General features: G+C 70.9%; 14 protein-coding genes and 1 pseudogene. 9 read left to right on the plus strand and 6 right to left on the minus strand.

Annotated elements, in window-relative coordinates; all coding sequences use genetic code 11:
- Positions 1-96: 96 nt before the first annotated feature.
- Positions 97-1,095, minus strand: coding sequence for a TAXI family TRAP transporter solute-binding subunit (locus ABZ624_RS33325; protein WP_360097515.1), 999 nt, complete (start codon positions 1,093-1,095; stop codon positions 97-99).
- Between the two features lie 106 nt (positions 1,096-1,201).
- On the opposite strand from ABZ624_RS33325, the gene ABZ624_RS33330 reads away from it, so the two are divergent.
- Positions 1,202-1,630, plus strand: coding sequence for a MazG nucleotide pyrophosphohydrolase domain-containing protein (locus tag ABZ624_RS33330; protein ID WP_360097518.1), 429 nt, complete (start codon positions 1,202-1,204; stop codon positions 1,628-1,630).
- A gap of 67 nt (positions 1,631-1,697) precedes the next feature.
- On the opposite strand, the gene ABZ624_RS33335 is transcribed toward ABZ624_RS33330, so the two are convergent.
- From ABZ624_RS33335 to ABZ624_RS33345, 3 genes are all read right to left on the minus strand, one after another.
- Positions 1,698-3,134, minus strand: coding sequence for a hypothetical protein (locus tag ABZ624_RS33335; RefSeq protein ID WP_360097521.1), 1,437 nt, complete (start codon positions 3,132-3,134; stop codon positions 1,698-1,700).
- A 246-nt stretch (positions 3,135-3,380) separates the two neighbouring features.
- The gene (locus ABZ624_RS33340; RefSeq protein WP_360097524.1) at positions 3,381-3,824 is read right to left on the minus strand and encodes a MarR family transcriptional regulator; all 444 of its coding nucleotides are present in this window, start codon (positions 3,822-3,824) and stop codon (positions 3,381-3,383) included.
- 77 nt (positions 3,825-3,901) lie between these two features.
- Entirely contained in the window at positions 3,902-4,261 is a 360-nt protein-coding gene (locus tag ABZ624_RS33345) for a DUF6204 family protein (protein WP_360097527.1), read from the minus strand.
- A gap of 171 nt (positions 4,262-4,432) precedes the next feature.
- Here ABZ624_RS33345 and ABZ624_RS33350 point away from each other — a divergent pair, with 171 nt between their 5' ends.
- Both ABZ624_RS33350 and ABZ624_RS33355 read left to right on the plus strand, forming a co-directional pair.
- A complete protein-coding gene (locus ABZ624_RS33350) occupies positions 4,433-5,182 on the plus strand; it encodes a protein phosphatase 2C domain-containing protein (protein WP_360097530.1) in 750 nt (249 codons plus the stop codon).
- A 64-nt stretch (positions 5,183-5,246) separates the two neighbouring features.
- A complete protein-coding gene (locus ABZ624_RS33355; protein ID WP_360097532.1) occupies positions 5,247-5,525 on the plus strand; it encodes a hypothetical protein in 279 nt (92 codons plus the stop codon).
- Between the two features lie 49 nt (positions 5,526-5,574).
- On the opposite strand, the gene ABZ624_RS33360 is transcribed toward ABZ624_RS33355, so the two are convergent.
- A complete protein-coding gene (locus ABZ624_RS33360; protein ID WP_360097535.1) occupies positions 5,575-6,000 on the minus strand; it encodes an SRPBCC family protein in 426 nt (141 codons plus the stop codon).
- 30 nt (positions 6,001-6,030) lie between these two features.
- On the opposite strand from ABZ624_RS33360, the gene ABZ624_RS33365 reads away from it, so the two are divergent.
- Together ABZ624_RS33365 and ABZ624_RS33370 are read left to right on the plus strand one after the other, a co-directional pair.
- Positions 6,031-6,540: an ATP-binding cassette domain-containing protein gene (locus ABZ624_RS33365; protein ID WP_360097538.1), complete on the plus strand. Its 510-nt coding sequence runs from the start codon at positions 6,031-6,033 to the stop codon at positions 6,538-6,540.
- Positions 6,467-6,940: an ATP-binding protein gene (locus tag ABZ624_RS33370; protein WP_360097541.1), complete on the plus strand. Its 474-nt coding sequence runs from the start codon at positions 6,467-6,469 to the stop codon at positions 6,938-6,940. Before ABZ624_RS33365 ends, ABZ624_RS33370 begins: the two co-directional genes overlap by 74 nt.
- A 305-nt stretch (positions 6,941-7,245) precedes the next feature.
- Here ABZ624_RS33370 and ABZ624_RS33375 read toward each other — a convergent pair whose 3' ends face one another.
- Complete coding sequence (locus ABZ624_RS33375) at positions 7,246-10,467, minus strand: CHAT domain-containing protein (RefSeq protein WP_360097544.1); 3,222 nt, start codon at positions 10,465-10,467, stop codon at positions 7,246-7,248.
- A gap of 68 nt (positions 10,468-10,535) precedes the next feature.
- On the opposite strand from ABZ624_RS33375, the gene ABZ624_RS33380 reads away from it, so the two are divergent.
- From ABZ624_RS33380 to ABZ624_RS33395, 4 genes and pseudogenes are all read left to right on the plus strand, one after another.
- The gene (locus tag ABZ624_RS33380; RefSeq protein ID WP_360097547.1) at positions 10,536-10,880 is read left to right on the plus strand and encodes a hypothetical protein; all 345 of its coding nucleotides are present in this window, start codon (positions 10,536-10,538) and stop codon (positions 10,878-10,880) included.
- Complete coding sequence (locus tag ABZ624_RS33385) at positions 10,877-11,356, plus strand: hypothetical protein (RefSeq protein ID WP_360097550.1); 480 nt, start codon at positions 10,877-10,879, stop codon at positions 11,354-11,356. The genes ABZ624_RS33380 and ABZ624_RS33385 overlap by 4 nt, the downstream gene beginning before the upstream one ends.
- A gap of 5 nt (positions 11,357-11,361) precedes the next feature.
- Positions 11,362-11,472: pseudogene (locus tag ABZ624_RS33390) on the plus strand (IS5/IS1182 family transposase); the annotation flags it as partial.
- Between the two features lie 431 nt (positions 11,473-11,903).
- On the plus strand, positions 11,904-15,854 hold the full coding sequence (locus ABZ624_RS33395; protein ID WP_360097553.1) for a beta-ketoacyl synthase N-terminal-like domain-containing protein: 3,951 nt from the start codon (positions 11,904-11,906) through the stop codon (positions 15,852-15,854).
- The last annotated feature ends 40 nt before the right edge of the window (positions 15,855-15,894 follow it).

The following is a 15,894-nucleotide window of genomic DNA, read 5'->3' on the forward strand; positions in this document are numbered from 1 at the left end:
CCTCCGTGCGGTGCAGTCCTAGACAGCTCCACCACACCGGAGGTCTTCGCCATGATCAAGCCCCGCGGCTGTCAACAACGCTCGTGATCAATACACCTAGGGCTTCATCGAGCGGTAGTAGCGTCGGGCGCCCTCCTGCAAGGGCAGGGGGTCGGTGTAGATGGCGGTGCGCAGGTCGACCAGCTGGGCGGAGTGGACGTGGGCGCCGATGCCGTCGCGGCTCTTGATGACGGTGCGGGTCACCCACTCGGTCAACCGGGGGTCGACGTCCGTACGGGTCATCAGGACGTTGGACACGGCGATCGTCGGGATCTCACTGCCCTGCTGCACGCTCGGGTAGGCGGACTCAGGGATGTTGGTGGCCCGGTAGTAGCGCGCCGCCTGGCCCTCGCCGTGCAGCTTGGTGACGAGGTCACCCTCGATCGGCACGAACTTGAAGCCGGACTTCTTCGCCAGCGTGACCAGCCCCTTGGTGGGCAGCCCGCCCGACCAGAAGAAGGCGTCGATCTTGTGCTGCGCCAGCCGGTCGGGCCCGGTGTCGATGCCGTCCGCGACCGGGGTGATGTCCTTGCGCGGGTCGATGCCGGCGGCTTTCAGCACCCGCTCGGCGATCAGCCGCACCCCGGAGTCGGGCAGGCCCGTCGCCACCCGCCTGTGCCGCAGATCCGCGATGCTCCTGATGTCCGAGTCGCTGCGCACCACGAGTTGCACGTAGTCGTCATAGAGCCGGGCCACCCCGCGCAGCCGCCCGGCACCGCGGCCCTGATCCAACTGGTACGCCTCCACCGCGTCGGCCGCCGCGATGGTGAAGTCGGCCTTGCCGGTGGCCACCCGCTGCACGTTCTCCTGCGAACCGGCGCTGTTGAGCAGCTTCACCTTCAGGTCGGGCATGTCCTTGGCGAACTCGGCGCGCAGCCGCTCGCCGTACTCCTGGTAGACCCCCCGGGGAGTGCCCGTGCTGAAGACGATCGTCCCGCTCGGCGGCCTCTCGCCCAGGGGCAGCAGCCACCACAGCAGAAGCCCGAGCACCACGGCACCGGCGACCGCGGCCGGCAACGCCCGGCGCCGGCCGATTCGGGGGAACACCTTGGACATGCGGCGATCCTGCCAGGCCGGGAGCGCCGCTGACCAGGGCCGAGGTCACTCCGGACCCGGAGACGGACCACGGGGCCCTGTCAGTGGCGGCCGATACAGTCGTCGCATGAGCACTTCTCCCGCCGGCCTCGTCCGTGAGTTCCATCGCGCCTTCGGCCTCGACGCCCGCAGCACGCCGACGGAGGTGGACCCCGAACTGGCCGCGCACCGTGGGGAACTGCTCGCCGAGGAAGCCGCGGAGGTCGCCGAGGTCGCGGTCGACGGCCCGCTGGACAAGCTCGCGCACGAACTGGCGGACGTGGTCTACGTGGCGTACGGCACCGCCCTGGTCCACGGCATCGACCTCGATCAGGTGATCGCCGAGATCCACCGGGCCAATATGAGCAAGCTGGGCCCGGACGGGCAGGTCGCCCGCCGGGCCGACGGCAAGGTCCTCAAGGGGAAGCACTACCGGGCACCGGACGTGTCGTCCGTCCTGCGCCGCCAGGGCTGGATACCGGCGGGGCAGGACGGTTCTCCGCAGCCGAGCGCCTAGAAGATTTCACAGGCGAGCGCCTAGAAGATTTCACGGGCCAGCGCTAGAAGGTTTCGCAGATGAGTGCCTAGAAGGTGCCGGCCGCCAGCTTCCACTCGCGGTTCAGGGTGCCCAGCGGGATGCTCCGCTGGATGACCGGCGTGCCGAAGACGGACAGCTGGAACCGCAGGGTCCCGGACAGGTCGACCCCGCCGTACACGCTCCAGGCACCTTCGGTCTTCGCCCCGCCGCCGGAGGAGGCGGTGACCGTGCCGGAGGCCTCGCCGCGCAGATACGGGGCCAGGTCGGCGGTGACACCGACGGCGCCGTAGAGGCCGACCGAGGCCTCGGCGCCGAGCGCCGTCTTCACGGTCCCGGCGGTGGTGACCGAGGCGCGTACGGGCGTGCTCGTCATGTCCGACGAGCTGACCGGCGTCCAGCCCTTGGCCAGGCCGAAGGTGCCGCCCGCTTTGAAGTCGCCCTTGAGCTTCTGTTCGACGTCGACGGTGACCTTTCCGTCGCCGCTGATCTGGACGTAGCAGGTCAGATCGAGATTGACGACGACGGGGACGGGGCCGACCTGGAGGACCGGGTCGGCGTGCAGCTTGGCGAACGGGATCCGCAGCGGGGTGCCGGTGGTCATGGCGGCCCGCCCCTTGACCGCCCAGCCGGAGGTCCAGTCGCCGGACACGCCGAGGTAGGCGGAGCCGGGGGGCGCGTCGGTACCGGCGCCGCCGTAGGTGAAGTCGACCTGCGGGGCGACCTGGACGTATCCGTTCACCGAGGCGGCGGCCGAGGCCGGGGCGTGCTGGGCTGCCGGTATGCCGGCGCTCACGTCGAGGCGGAGGCTGCCGAGCGGCACCGTCGCCCCCTTGGGGCCGACGCGCACGTCACCGGCCTTCGCCCAGGACACCTTCACATCGGGGAGCAGCTTGTCGACGGTGAAGGACGACGGGTCGACCGGCACCTCGCCCTTCGCTGTCTCGTCGCCGAGCAGCGCGTTGAGCGTGGCCGGTTCCGTCTGCACCTCGGTGCCGCCGTCCCTCTCGCCCACCACCTCGGTGACCTTGGCGAGCAGCCCGTGCGGTGCCCCGGGCGCGGGCGCACTGGCGATCACGTCACCGACGGCGGCCTTCTGCGGGGCGCCGGAGGGGGCGGGGGAAGAGGTGGGGGAGGGGGTGGGGGAGGGGGTGCCGTGTGAACTCCCCCCGTGTGCGGGCTTGTCGGAGAGCACGGCCCGCCGGGTGTGGCTGTCGTACGAGCTGATGGCGAGCGCCGTCTTGTGCGCCCGCCGTCCGGAACCGGCCGGTCCCGCCGTGGCGGTGGCGGTGGCGCCGGTGGTGGGAGCGGCGGCGACGGCGAGCGAGTGGTCCGGGGCGTCGGCGGATGTGTCGGCGACCTCGACCTGCGGGTGTCCGTTCCCGGCGGTTCCCGTCGGTTCGGCGTGCGGTGCGGAGGAGCAGCCCGCGGAGAGAAAGAGGGCGGTCACGGCGAAGGCGGGCAGCAGGGCACGTCTGTGCCGCATGCGTCTGCGCATGGAGGGTCCTGTGTGGGGTGGGGGGTGGCAGAGAGGTACCGTGCAAGCGGGCTACTCAGAGGTAGAACCGACCGGTAACTCGTGACAGCCCTGAGCATGCCATGCCCTTGTGCAGGGCTCCCTCACAAACCGGCCACAACTCAACGTGACCTGTACCACGGCGAGTTCGAGTCGGCCGTGTCTGAAACCACCGCGGCGGCAGGCATGTTGGCAGCGTCGGCCGGGGTTCGAGGGTCAGCGGCCGGTCAGGCCCCGGCCGCCGAGGCGGGTCAGCAGGGAGGACAACTGGGCGATGTCCTCGGCGCTCAGGGCCCGGGCGGTGAAGATCTCGGTGGCGGTCTCCTCGGCCGTGGCGCGCATCTCCCGCAGTCGCCGTCGGCCCGTCGTGGTCAGCGACGCGTAGGCCACGCGCGCGTCCCGGGCGTCCGCTTCGCGGGTCACCAGCCCGATCCGCTCCAGCGGGGCCAGCCCGCGCGTGACCCCGGAGGCCGTCAGGCCCAGTGCCTCGGCCAGGTCGACCCGGCGCATGCGCCACCCGGGCGCCTGTTCCAGCCGTAGCAGCAGCGTGAAGTCGGCGAGGCTGACGCCGTGCAACCCGCTCAGCCGGGCGTCGAAGCGCCGTACGAGCGCTGCCTGCGCCCGTACCAGCCGTAGTGCCGTGTCCAGGGTGTCACTCATCGCCGCAGCTCACGCCCCTTCCGCCGCTGCCTCGGCCTGCCCGCCGTACTCATTGCCATCTCCTTGAGTGCTCAAGCTCATGAGCCGTTCGAACGGGCCGCGCGCCGCTGCCGCTTGCCCATCGGCGCTTGGGAGAGGTCCTCGGCGGTGGAACGGAGGTTCTTGAAGCCGTAGCCGCGCTCGGTCAGCCAGGCCTTCGCCGACTCCTCGGCCCGCTCGGTCGCCTCCACGACGTCCTGCTCTTCCTCCCCGGTGTCGGAGAAACGGAAGACGAAGGCCGGGCGGGCGGCGATGTCGTAGGTGAGGTTGCCCTCGGGTGTGAACGCGGCGCGCAGCACGTCGTGCTCGGTGGCGTCGGCCAGCAGCGCTGCCCGCTGGGCGTCGGTGAGGCCGTCGAAGACGCCGCGGACGGTGATCCGGAAAGTGCGGGTACTCATCCCGCGACCCTAGGCACAGCAGGACCGCCGCCTCCACCGGGTTTCCGGGGACCGGCGCGCAGCACGCCCTCACCGTCCGTCCCGACGGCCGCGCCCGCATCCTCGCACCACCGCGTAGTGCCCTCTTCCCGGGAGCGCCTACGCTGGAGCTATAAAGGCGGTGGCTGTTCCATGCGGTACGTGGCGGTGAGTGCGCTGAGCCATCCCGGGCTGCTTCGCGAACGGAACGAGGACAGCCTCGTGATCGGGCCGTGGACCCTGTGCGCCACGGTGACGGAGAGTCCGCAGACCCTGGTCTTCCCGCTCGGCAGGCCCCTGGTCGTCGCGGTCGCCGACGGGCTGGGCGGGCATCCCGGCGGCGACGTGGCCAGCGCCCTGGTGGCACGCCGGATCGCGTCCATCGGAGCCGCCCTGACCAGCGAGGACGCCGTCCGCGATGCCTTGAACGGCTGCAATCGCGTCGTGTACGAGGCCGCCGGCGGCGACGCGGGAGGTGAGCTGGCGGCCATGGGGACGACGATCGCCGGCACGGTCGTGCAGCCCGCCTCCCTGCTGCTGTTCAACGTGGGCGACAGCCGGGTCTTCGCGGCCTCCCGTGACGGGTTGCGCCAGGTGAGCGTCGATGACAGCCCCCCACTCGAACCCGGGCGGCGTACCACGTCCATCGTCACCCAGTGCCTGGGCGGCAGCCGCTCGTACCGCGCCATCCGTCCCCATGTGACAGCCTCGCCCCTGTCCCCCGGCGACCGGTACCTGATCTGCACCGACGGCCTGACCGACCCTGTGCCGCAGGACGTGCTCGATGAGGTGATGCGGGAGCAGGACGACGGCCGGGCGGCCTTCCAGCTGTGGAAGGCCGCCATCGGGGCGGGCGGCCCCGACAACATCACGCTGGCGGTCGTACGCATCGCGGACGCTTAGTCCGCCGGTTCGGTTCCCCGGTTCGGTCCGCCGGTTCGGTCTCAGGACCGCCTACGGTGGAGACATGACCGAGATCGTCGTCTACGAAGTCGACAAACCGGTGGCACACCGCTCCTCCACCGGATCGGCGAGTGGCGTGGAACGGCGCGTCCGTAAGGTGCACGTGGCCCCCGCGGCCCCGGGTTCGCGCACCACTGCGGGACCGCGGACGCTGTGCGGCAAGGACACCTTCGCCATGGAGACGGCCCGCTGGACGCCCTCCGAAGAGCCCGGAGCGCTCTGGTACCCCGCGGAATACGCATCCGTGGTCTGCCCGGACTGCGCTGCCGTGATCGAAGTCTGACCGGCGTACCGGCGGCCCGGCACCGCCGGACCCGCCGCGTCCCGGTCGCTCACCCTCGTTCCACGTACTCCTTGAAGTGCTCCAGATCGCTGCGTACGAGCCGTTGGATCGCGTTCGTCTGGGCGAACCCCTTGGGCCCGCCGAAGGTGTCCCGGACCGTGCCGGGGTCGTACTCCAGCCGAGCCTGGATCCGGGTGTGGTTCTGGTCGATCGGCTGAACGGAGAAGGAACCCGTCAGCTCGGGGGTGCCCGTGGTGAGCCACTCCATCACGCGCTCACCGCGGTCGGTGACCTCGGCCTCGATCTCCCGGGCCCGGCCGCCTGTCTCGACGTCCAGGTGCGCGCGGCCCCCCGCCTCCGTACGCGCGCCCCGCACGCCGTCCACGAAGCGCGGATAGTTCTCCACCCGGTGAAGTGTCTCCCAGGCCTTGTCGACCGGAACCTCGACGTCGACGTGCAGTTCGAGGGTGCTCATGGCTCACCTCCATGTGCGGCTCATGGGCGCATGCCCTTCTGCTTACAGTGTGCGCCCGGTGGGAGAAGGTGCAGGCACCGTAATCTGCAGACAGCCGGGGCCGGGGCCGGGCTACGGGACGGAGGACTTCACTTGTTACGTCTTCAAGCAGTGAGCAAGCGCTATGGCCGCGGCGACTGGATCCTGCGAGACGTCGATGTGGAGGCCCCAGCGGGAGAGGTCGTCGCCTTCACAGGCGGGAACGGTTCAGGGAAATCGACGCTGTCGCGGATCGCGGTGGGCCTGTCCCGGCCGACCCGTGGCCGGGTGACCACGCGGCCACCGGTCGTGGGCTACGTACCCGACCGCTTCTCCCCCGACGAACGCATGGTGGGAACACTGCTTGCTGTCTGGCTGCGTTCTGTGGCCCGTTGGGGGTATATGGGTCCCCGTGGGGCTGGGCTGTTTGGGAAACAAGGCGGGCCGTATGGACCGGACGGCAGACGACGACGATCGGGAATCGCTTGTCGGCGGGCTCATTTCAGCTTCCGAGGCGTTTGAGGGCAGTGAGGGGATCGCTGCCGCTCGTGCTCTGGCCCGGTCTTTCCTGACGAAGGTGCAAGCCGTTCACGGACTTCCCGTGTCCGACCGCGTGATGGGCATGGTGCAGCTGGTGGTCAGTGAGCTGGTCACCAACGCCCGCAAATACGCGCCGGGGCCGTGTCTGCTGACGCTGCAGGTCCAGGGCGGCGCCGTCGAGGTGACCGTGTGGGACAGCAGCACCGCTTTGCCCTCGATCCTGGCACCGGATCCCAGCCGGGTCGGTCAGCACGGGCTGGAGATCGTGATGGCCGTCTGCCAGGGCTTTCAGGTCTACCGGGAACCGGTGGGCAAGAGGATCACTGCGGCCATCGTGCTGGCCGATGATCCGGGCGGCGACGTGGCCGGCCGACAGCTTTGACGGCCAGTCGATCACGGCCTTGAAGTGGTCCGGCGTCGACGGCCGCGGCCGGAGCTTCCGTGCGGAAGCTCCGGGCAGGTCGAGTCCATCCGTGGGCGGCCGTGGGCGGCCGTGGGCCGGCGTCCTGACCGTTCCCGCCGTCAGCCACGAGCCGCACCCGTATGACCTCCGTCGGCCGTTCAGGCGTATGCGCTGTCGCCGGGGACGGTGAGCCGGAAGCCGATTCCGCGGACGGTGGCGATCCAGGCCGGGTCGCCGGGCTTGCGATCGTAGCGTCCCCGCGCCGAGCTGGGACCCGGCGGCGATCAGGGCCCGTTGTGCGCGAAGGGCGCCCACACCGTCGGGTCGTGGAGGTGCTCCTTGCGCAGTTCCGCGACCGCGAGGTGCAGGGCCTCGGCGCTGTTCGAGACATCCGCGCCCTTGGCGAGGAGATTCCCGTAGAAGGCGGCTGCGACGCGGGGAGCGGCCTGGTCATGGATGGACCACAACGTGGCCACCACGTGCCGGTAGCCCGCCATGCGCAGCGCTGCCGCGGTGTGGATGGCCTCGTCCGGCAGCTGACTGCTGCCCACGTGCGTGAGACAGGCGGACAGGAACGCCAGTTCCGCTTCTTCCAGGCGGAGGTTCGCGAAGTCGAGGACGTTCATGTCACCGTCGCGCAGGCACAGGCCGGACGTGGACGGCGCTGTCATGTCGAGCTTGCCGTGGCACGCGAAGTGGCTCCACGCGTAGGACGGGAGATGGGTGCGGACCGCCTCCATGGTGCACGCGTCGTCGGCCAGCACTTTCATTCGTCGGCCGGAGAAGCATTCCTTCAGCGCCCTGATTTCCACCTCCACGCCGGGAAGCGGGGTGTGGCCCCGGCGGGTGTCTGTCAGCGCGACCGCCAAAAGCCCCGAAGCAGCGTGTGTGGGAGGCCGGCGGGCCATGACGAGCGAATGCAGGGTGGTGGTGTACGAGGACACCACCTGGTACGGCACTCCGACGGGGGGCCAGGTGTCCCCGGCGCCGCGCGGATAGCGCCCGGCCGCGTGCAGGGGAAGCATCGCCAGTGACGCCGTGGGACACCACCACACGCGCGCCGGCATGCCCTCCCCCGCGGAAGCGAGCCGGGCGAGGACCGGCTGGGCGACGTGCTCCCACAGCCATTCGAGGGTGTCGTGCACGGTGTGCCGCGCGCGTTCCTTCTGCAGAGCGGTGGCGCCCTGTTCCTCCGCCTGCGCGAGGTGGGCGACGTAGGTGTTGGCCACGCGATCCACTTCGGGAACGGTCACGCCGGGTAGCGGGACGACCTGCGGTTGTCCACTCGGCCGGACGATGAGCGCGTCGCAACGGATCGTGCTGATGTTCACGATGACGACCGGCCCCGCTGCGGCGGCCCCTGTGAGCGCGCGGAACGACGGCGGCTTCAGGAACGCCTCGAAACCGGGCTCGGCCCGTACCTCTTCGAGCAGTGTGCTCCACTGGCGTGCCAGACTCACGCGGGTCTCCGCTTCCAGGTCTCCGGTGGTGTGGAGCCGGATTCGGATCTGCTCCAGCTTCTCTGCCGGCACCGGTTGGCGCTCGGCGAGAACGGACAGGTCACCGCGCATGTGCATCGTCGTGCGCCACAGTACCGAGCGGCCCTGCTCCAGTAACTCCACCGCCAGCTCCGGCTGGTCGGTGAGGATGGCCAGGGCCGCGGCCTCGCGGGGCATGGCCGCGCCGTCTCGCAGGCCCTGTTCCTGATCGGCGCGGTCCAGTCCCATCCAGCCGTACCTCTGCAGCAGGGACACCGCGACGCGTGCTCCGGCGAGCGCGTCGACCGGATCACCCGCCTCCAGGGCCACACCGCTCCACACCTGCGAAGCGAACAGGCGGTCTCCCAGGGCTGAACCCGTCGCGTCCGCAGCGGTCCGCAACAGCTTGAGCGCTTCGGTGCGATCGGAGGCGACTGATCGGCTCATGAAGCGCATGAGCAGGGCGGATGCCCACTTGATCAGGACGTCGGCGTAATGGACGGCGCTCTTGTCGCATGCCAGGGCCGCTGCCGCCAGTGTCCTGACCGCTTCGGCCACCGCGGCGTCCGCCGGAGCGACGCCCTGTTCCCCACCGGTCAGCAGCACGCTGCCGAGCATGTGCCGCGCCGCCACCCCTGCCTCCTTGGTCGTCGCGGTACGCACTGCTTCCCGCGCCACCGTGACGGCTTCTTCCCGCTCACCTCCCCGGTGCAGTTCCATGGCCAGCTGAGCCAGGAGCGCCGGGCGTTCCGCATGGGTGGGGGGCAGGACGGCCAGGGCACGGCGGAGGGAGCCGAGGGCGAGCTCGTCGCCGGCGACGCACGCGGCGCGCAGCAGCGTCTGCGGGTGGACCGAGCCGTCCGCGCCCAAGGCAGCTGAGGCTTCGGCCGCGATCGCGCGTGCCCGTCTGGCGTCCTCCGACCTGCCGGTGAGCTCCGCCCGGATCCCCAGCGCCGAAGCCAGGTTGACGGCGGCGACCGGGTAAGCCGAGCCCGGGTCCGCGTCGATCGCCCTGTTCAGCACGGTGACGGCAGCGTCGATGTCGTCCAGGTCGCCTTTCCGCTGTCCTCGGTGCACCAGTGCCCCGCCGAGGTTGACGAGCACCGCACCCCGCCCGGGCAGTCGTTGCAGTGCTGCCCGCCCCAGTTCCACCGCCTCGTCACAGTCCTCGTCGTCCGTGTGCCTGGCCAGCGACACCAGGGCTGCGGCCACAGCCGAAGCGAGCAGTGCCCACGCCTCTTCGTTCTCTTCGCCGTGGCGCAACTCCCTTCTGGCAGCGCTGAGCTGCGCACGCAGTGGCCCGGAGTCGTGCGTCAGTTCGCAGTGTTTGCGCAGTAAATCGATCGTCACCCGCGCGGCGGCCAGACGCTCGGTACTGCCCTGCGGCAGGGCTTGCCAGACGTCCAGGGCCGCCGAGACCGCGTCCCTCAGGTCGGTGTCGTGCCCCCGCAGCTCGTAGCGCTGCCACAGGATGTCGCGCAGATGCGTCAGGAACAGGAGCCGCTGGGGGTGGTCGGCCGAGGCCGTCCGTACCGCTTGCCTGTGCAGGTTCACCGCCCGCACCAGACTCGCGTCCGTCCCGGTCGCGGCGAAGTGCTCATAGGCTGCCTCGGCCTGCAGGTCGAGCACCACAGGCCGCAGCAGTGGGTCGCCGCCGTGGGTCGGTGCAGGCCGGTCCGTGCACAGCTTCAGATTCTCGGCGGCCTGAGGATGGCCGGCGTCGGCGGCGACCCGGAACCAGACCACGGCGGCCCCCGGGTCGTCCGCGTTGAGCAGCAGGCAGCCGAGGTTGTTCGCCGCCTCCGGATGCCCGGCCAGATGGGCACGGACGTACCACTTCCCGGCCTCTTCGGCGCGCCCCATCCGCTCGGTCAGAAGTCCGAGGTTGTACATGGCGTTGAACTCGCCCTGGGCCGCTGCCCGGAGAAAGGCACGTTCGGCCTCCTCGTTGCGGCCGTACGCGACGAGTCGGCATCCGTCGGCATTCCACTTCGACCTGTCGCCGTCAGGCTGTTCGTTCCCGCGCACGCGAAGCCCCCCTCGCAGATTCGGCTCAACTGCCCTGACGATAGGGGCTTTTCGCTAAAGTTGACGGCATGTCGGGATCGCCTGCCTACCTGGCCACCACTGATTTCAACTGGACTGAACGCGCGTTCGAACTTCTGGCGGCGGGGCGGCTCACCGTTGCCGATCACGCCGCGGACGGCGTATCGGGGGTTGTCGTGTCCGGGCCGTGCCCGCGCTGTGACCACCACTTCGTCGACCGGCGCTCCCTCGACGCCCTGACCGGTCTGGCCGGGGTCAGCCGCAACGGTGACAGTGAGCCTTCGGACATCATCCTGGTGGATGTGACCTGCGTGTGCGGCACATCGCACGAAGGAGCGCCGGAGGGCGTGACCGGGTGCGGCGTCAGTTTCCGGATCGAACTGAAGCGGCTGTGACGTTCGAGGCCCGGCCGCCACGTCGGCCGCCCAGCCCGGCGGACCTCGCCGAACGGGACCGCTTCCAGAACCTGGTCCGCAGCTCCCTGCCGAGTGCACGGGCCAGCGCCGAGGCGTGGCGCAACGGACTGGCCGCCTTCATCACCCTGGTCGGCACGGCCATCGTGGTCAAGGGCCGCACCAGCACCGCCGACCTGCCGACCGCTTGGAAGGCCGCCGTCACCGCCCTGGTCGGAGGTGGGCTGGCGCTGGCCGTGGCCGGTCTCTGGCAGGCCCTGGCCGCACAGGCGGGAAGCGATACGCAGCTGCGGTCGCTGGATGACATCCACCGCGTTCACGGATCTATCGACATGTACGAGGTGGCCATGGCCGTGCGCGTCGCCCGCCGGATCACGTTCGCCCGCCGCTTCGTGGCATGCTCCCTGGTACTGCTGTCCGCCGGTACGGTCCTGACCTGGTGGGCGCCGGGCCGCTAAGCCCTGAGGCCGGGGTGTGGCCCCGGCTGCACGAGGTCCTCCTCGCCGGACTCCGCAGCGCGAACGCCCTGGACTTCTCCCGGGCGGCGGTCGACGGCTCCCACCTCCGCGCGCTGAAGAGGGCCCCACGATCGGAGCGATCGTCACGACGGCTTCGTAGTCGCGGTCGGAGTGGTCGACGATCCGCTGCAACGCGTAGATGCCTCCGATGCGGCGCATCAGTCGCGAGCACGGCACGTGTCGCGTGCGTAAACACCTCGTTGCGCCTCGCGGGCCGCCCAGATCACCGGAGGAACACACGGCGCGGGCACACGCTCCCCGTCATGCGCCCCCGCTCTCCGCACGCCCTTCAGGAGCATCGCCCGCCCCGATAGCGCTCCTTGTTACCTCTTCGACCCGCGCCTAGCCTTATGCAGGTGCGCCGAAATGAAACTCGGCCCATGTGCGCCTGTGGAGCCTTGATTCGTTCGGCGCACAGGAATTCAGAATCGAATTCGCTATGACAGTGCCGTTCCCCGTCCTCCGTCCACCGAGGGAGAAGTCTGGCATGGATGCTGAGCCCATTGCATTGGTAGGTATCGGGTGCACTCTCCCCGGTAACGTGCACGGGCCGGAGGACATAAACACAGTGCTGCGGGAAGGACGGGACTGTGTCGAGGAGATCCCGTCGAGCCGCTGGGACGTGGACAGGTTCTACGACCCCGATCCGCTGGCTCCGGGCAAGACCTACATCCGACACGGCGGATTCGTGGACGACGTCGATCGTTTCGACGCGGCGTTCTTCGGGATCTCGGACGCCGAAGCGGTCCGTATGGACCCGCAGCACCGGCTGCTCCTGCAGACCGTGTGGCACGCCCTCGAACACGGCGGGCAGAACCCCGACGAATTCAGGGGCACCGACACCGGCGTTTTCCTGGCGCTGATGAACAGCAACAACTACTCCTTCCTCAAGCACGAGATCGAGGGCCTGAAGGGCGTCACGGCCTACGACGCGATGAGCGACGCGAACAGCATCAGCGCCGGCCGTATCGCCCACTTCCTCGACCTGAAGGGCCCGTGCTTCGCGGTCGACACGGCCTGTTCCGGATCGCTGGTCGCGCTCCACCTGGCCCGGCAGTCCATCCTCACCGGCGAGTGCGACTCCGCCGTCGTCGCCGGTGTCAATCTGATCCTCAACCCCGATGTCCATGTCGCCTTCTGCAAACTGGGGCTGTTCTCCCGCAGCGGCCAGTGCCGGGCGTTCGACGCCAAGGCGGACGGCTACGTCCGCAGTGAGGGCTGCGTGGCCGTACTGCTGCGCCGTCAGTCGCTCGCCGAGGAACGGGGCGACCCCATCCTGGCCACTATCGTCGGTACCGCCATCAACCACGACGGACACACTCCCGCGCTGACCGCCCCCAACGGCCGGACCCAGGAACAGGTGATGCGCTCCGCGCTCCTGCGCAGCGGTGTCGTCCCCGCCCAGGTCGGCTACGTGGAGGCGCACGGTACCGGAACCCCGGTCGGCGACCCCATCGAGATGGGCGCCATCGCCAGCGCCTACGCCGGGTCCCGCACCGCGGACCGACCGCTGTACGTCGGCTCGGCGAAGAGCAACTTCGGCCACACCGAGGCCGCCGCCGGGCTCCTCGGCGTCGTCAAGGCCGCCCTCTCGCTGCACCGCGAGACCATCTACCCCAGCCTCCATCTCGACCGGCTGAATCCCAAGATCGACCTCAACGGCGCCTCGGTGGAGGTCCCCACCGAGTCCATGCCCTGGCCCCGGACGGACGTCCCGCGCCTGGCCGCCGTCAACTCCTTCGGCTACAGCGGCACCAACGCCCACGCGATCCTGCGGGAGGCCCCGCAACCGAGGCGGCCCACCGGCACCGTCAAGCCGCGCCCGGCCGAGTTGCTGGTGCTGTCCGCCAAGTCCCCCGCGAGCCTGGACGCTCTGGCCGAGCGGTGGGCGGAGTACCTGTCCCGGACCGATCGGGAGACCCTGCCGGCGGCCGTCTTCACCGCAGCCGCCGGGCGCTCCGCGCACCGCCACCGCCTCGCGGTGACCGGGCGGGGCGGCATGGAGATCGCGGGTGACCTCCGCCTGTGGCGGACCCGCCGGACACCTCCGTCGGTCACCTGCGGGCACCCGACGAAGCCTGCCAGGACTGCCTTCGTCTTCACCGGCCAGGGCGCGCAGTACCCCGGCATGGCCCGTGAACTGTACGACAGCGAACCGGCCTTCGCCGCCGCCCTCGACCGGTGCGCCGAGCTGCTCGACGCGGAGCTGCCCGTGCCGCTGCGGCAGATGCTCTTCGAGGAGCAGTCCCCGGAGGCGCTCGACGACACCCGCCTGGCCCAACCGGCCCTGTTCGCCGTCGAGTACGCGCTCGCCACCCTGCTGCGTTCCTGGGGAGTCGTTCCGGACGCGGTGGTCGGGCACAGCATCGGCGAGGTCGTCGCCGCCTGCGTCGCCGGCATGCTGTCCCTGGAGGACGCCGCCCGCTTCAGCGCGGTGCGTGGCCGGCTCATGGGCGAACTGCCCCCGGACGGAGTCATGCTGGCCGTCGCCGCCGACCCGGAGACCGTGCGCGGCTGGGTGTCGGGGCGGGAGGCGGACGTCTCCGTCGCCGCCGTCAACGGCCCGCGCGCCGTGGTCGTCTCGGGGCGGGCCGAGGCCGTGGCCGAGGTGGCGCGCCTCGCCGAGGCCGAAGGCAGCCGTACCACCCGGCTGCGCACCTCGCACGCCTTCCACTCGCCGCTGATGGACCCGGTCCTGGCCGAGCTGGGCAAGGCGGCCGCCGGGCTGCGCCCGACCGCCCCGGCCGTCCCGGTGTTCTCCAATGTGACGGGCGAGGCGCTGACGGGTGCGGAGGGGCCGGAATACTGGTGCCGGCAGGCTCGCGGGCCGGTCCGGTTCCGCGACGGCATGCGTGCGGTGGCCGCGCTGGGCTGCACCGTGGTCGTCGAGATCGGCCCGCATCCCGCCCTGCGGCCGTACGTCCCGGAGGCGTTCGGCGACACCGGCGTGACGGTGATCCCGACCCTGCGGCGCGACCGGCGGGACGTGCGCAACGTCCTGACCGCCGCGGGCGCCCTGTTCACGGCGGGCGCCGCCGTCGACCTCCCCGCGCTCTACCAGGGCCCGGGCTACCGCCGCACCTCCTCCGCCCCGCGGTACCCGTTCCGCAAGGACCGGTACTGGCTGAAGCCGGCGCCGGACGCCGGCCACGGCGACACGGCAGACACGGCACCGCGGCGGCAGGCACCGCCCACCGCGCCCGAGGCCGCACCGCAGCCGGCCGGCGTGCGCACCGTCCACCGGCACGAGGTGCAGCCCGGGACGCCGTGGGCCGACCACCGCATCCTCGGGTCGACCGTCTTCCCGGCCACCGGCTATATGGAACTGGCCGTGGACGCCTACACCTCGGCCGACGGCCACGCCTTCGCGCCGCTCGAACTGACCGGCGTCGACTTCCTGCGCCCGCTGGTCCTGGGTCCCGCGAAGCCCAGCAGCGTCCGCGTGGACCTGGAGGGCGACGGCCCCTCGGCGGACGGCCGCTTCCGGTTCACCGTGGCCGGTGGCAACGGGGACGGCCGATCCACCTACTGCCAGGGGAAGGTCGGGCCGGCCGCGCCGCAGCACGGCCCCGGGACACCTCCCGGGGAACTGCGCGCGGCGATGTCCACGGCACTGGCGCCCGGGCGGCTCTACGGGCTGCTGCGGGAGGACGGGATGGAGTACGGCGCGAGTTTCTCCACCGTCCGCGAAATGTGGCTCGACGAGGCGGGCGGGCAGGCGCTCGGCCGGATCACGGCCGCTCCCGACGGTGCGTCGCCCGTGAGCCATGCGCACCGGTTCGCCACGATGCTCGACGGCTGTCTGCACCTGACCGCCGCGGCGGCCCGGGAGGGCGCGGCCAGGGGCACCCACGTCCCGGTCGGCGTCGGCCGGATGGTGCTGCACAGCCCCTTGCCCGACCAGGTCTGGGGCCATATCCGTCTGCGGCCGAACACCACGGGGACCGCGTTCACGGCCCGGTTGAGCGTCCTGGACGACACCGGAAACATCGTCGCGGACCTCGACGACATCGAGTTCCGGCGCGTCGCCTCGCTGACCGACACCTCGGCGGCCTCGCCCGCACCGGTCGACGGCCGCCTCCGGGAGGCCGGCGACTCGCGGCAGGGACTGCGGGAACGCGTCGAGCCCCGGCCGGCCGGAGAGCGCCGGCAGGTGGTCATCGACTGGCTCAGGGACGAGATCGTCGACACCCTCGGGCGGATGTCGACCGAGTTGGAGATCGACCTCCACGAACTCGACCCGTCCCTGGCCCTGCTGGAGATCGGCCTCGACTCACTGAGCATCACCGAACTCCAGCGTCGCATCCAGGAAAAGCTCGACTTCCGCTTCAAGACGATGGAGGCACTGGAGTACCAGAGCATCGAGGAACTGGCGGAATACCTCCTGCACCGCGTGATCCTGGCGGACCCGGCCGCCACCGCCCCCCAGGGCTCCTGAGCCCTGCCTCCCGCCCGGCCGGCAGACCACCGGCAGATCC

The organism is Streptomyces sp. NPDC007205 (assembly GCF_040634095.1).
Classification (GTDB): Bacteria; Actinomycetota; Actinomycetes; order Streptomycetales; family Streptomycetaceae; genus Streptomyces.

Bases quoted from the DNA above. Each gene is read 5' to 3' on its own strand.
- ABZ624_RS33350 (WP_360097530.1), top strand. From the start codon at position 4,433: ATGCGGTACGTGGCGGTGAGTGCGCTGAGCCATCCCGGGCTGCTTCGC.
- ABZ624_RS33330 (WP_360097518.1), top strand. From the start codon at position 1,202: ATGAGCACTTCTCCCGCCGGCCTCGTCCGTGAGTTCCATCGCGCCTTC.
- ABZ624_RS33395 (WP_360097553.1), top strand. From the start codon at position 11,904: ATGGATGCTGAGCCCATTGCATTGGTAGGTATCGGGTGCACTCTCCCC.
- ABZ624_RS33345 (WP_360097527.1), bottom strand. From the start codon at position 4,261: ATGAGTACCCGCACTTTCCGGATCACCGTCCGCGGCGTCTTCGACGGC.
- ABZ624_RS33360 (WP_360097535.1), bottom strand. From the start codon at position 6,000: ATGAGCACCCTCGAACTGCACGTCGACGTCGAGGTTCCGGTCGACAAG.
- ABZ624_RS33355 (WP_360097532.1), top strand. From the start codon at position 5,247: ATGACCGAGATCGTCGTCTACGAAGTCGACAAACCGGTGGCACACCGC.
- ABZ624_RS33325 (WP_360097515.1), bottom strand. From the start codon at position 1,095: ATGTCCAAGGTGTTCCCCCGAATCGGCCGGCGCCGGGCGTTGCCGGCC.
- ABZ624_RS33380 (WP_360097547.1), top strand. From the start codon at position 10,536: ATGTCGGGATCGCCTGCCTACCTGGCCACCACTGATTTCAACTGGACT.
- ABZ624_RS33340 (WP_360097524.1), bottom strand. From the start codon at position 3,824: ATGAGTGACACCCTGGACACGGCACTACGGCTGGTACGGGCGCAGGCA.
- ABZ624_RS33370 (WP_360097541.1), top strand. From the start codon at position 6,467: ATGGACCGGACGGCAGACGACGACGATCGGGAATCGCTTGTCGGCGGG.
- ABZ624_RS33365 (WP_360097538.1), top strand. From the start codon at position 6,031: ATGCCCTTCTGCTTACAGTGTGCGCCCGGTGGGAGAAGGTGCAGGCAC.
- ABZ624_RS33335 (WP_360097521.1), bottom strand. From the start codon at position 3,134: ATGCGGCACAGACGTGCCCTGCTGCCCGCCTTCGCCGTGACCGCCCTC.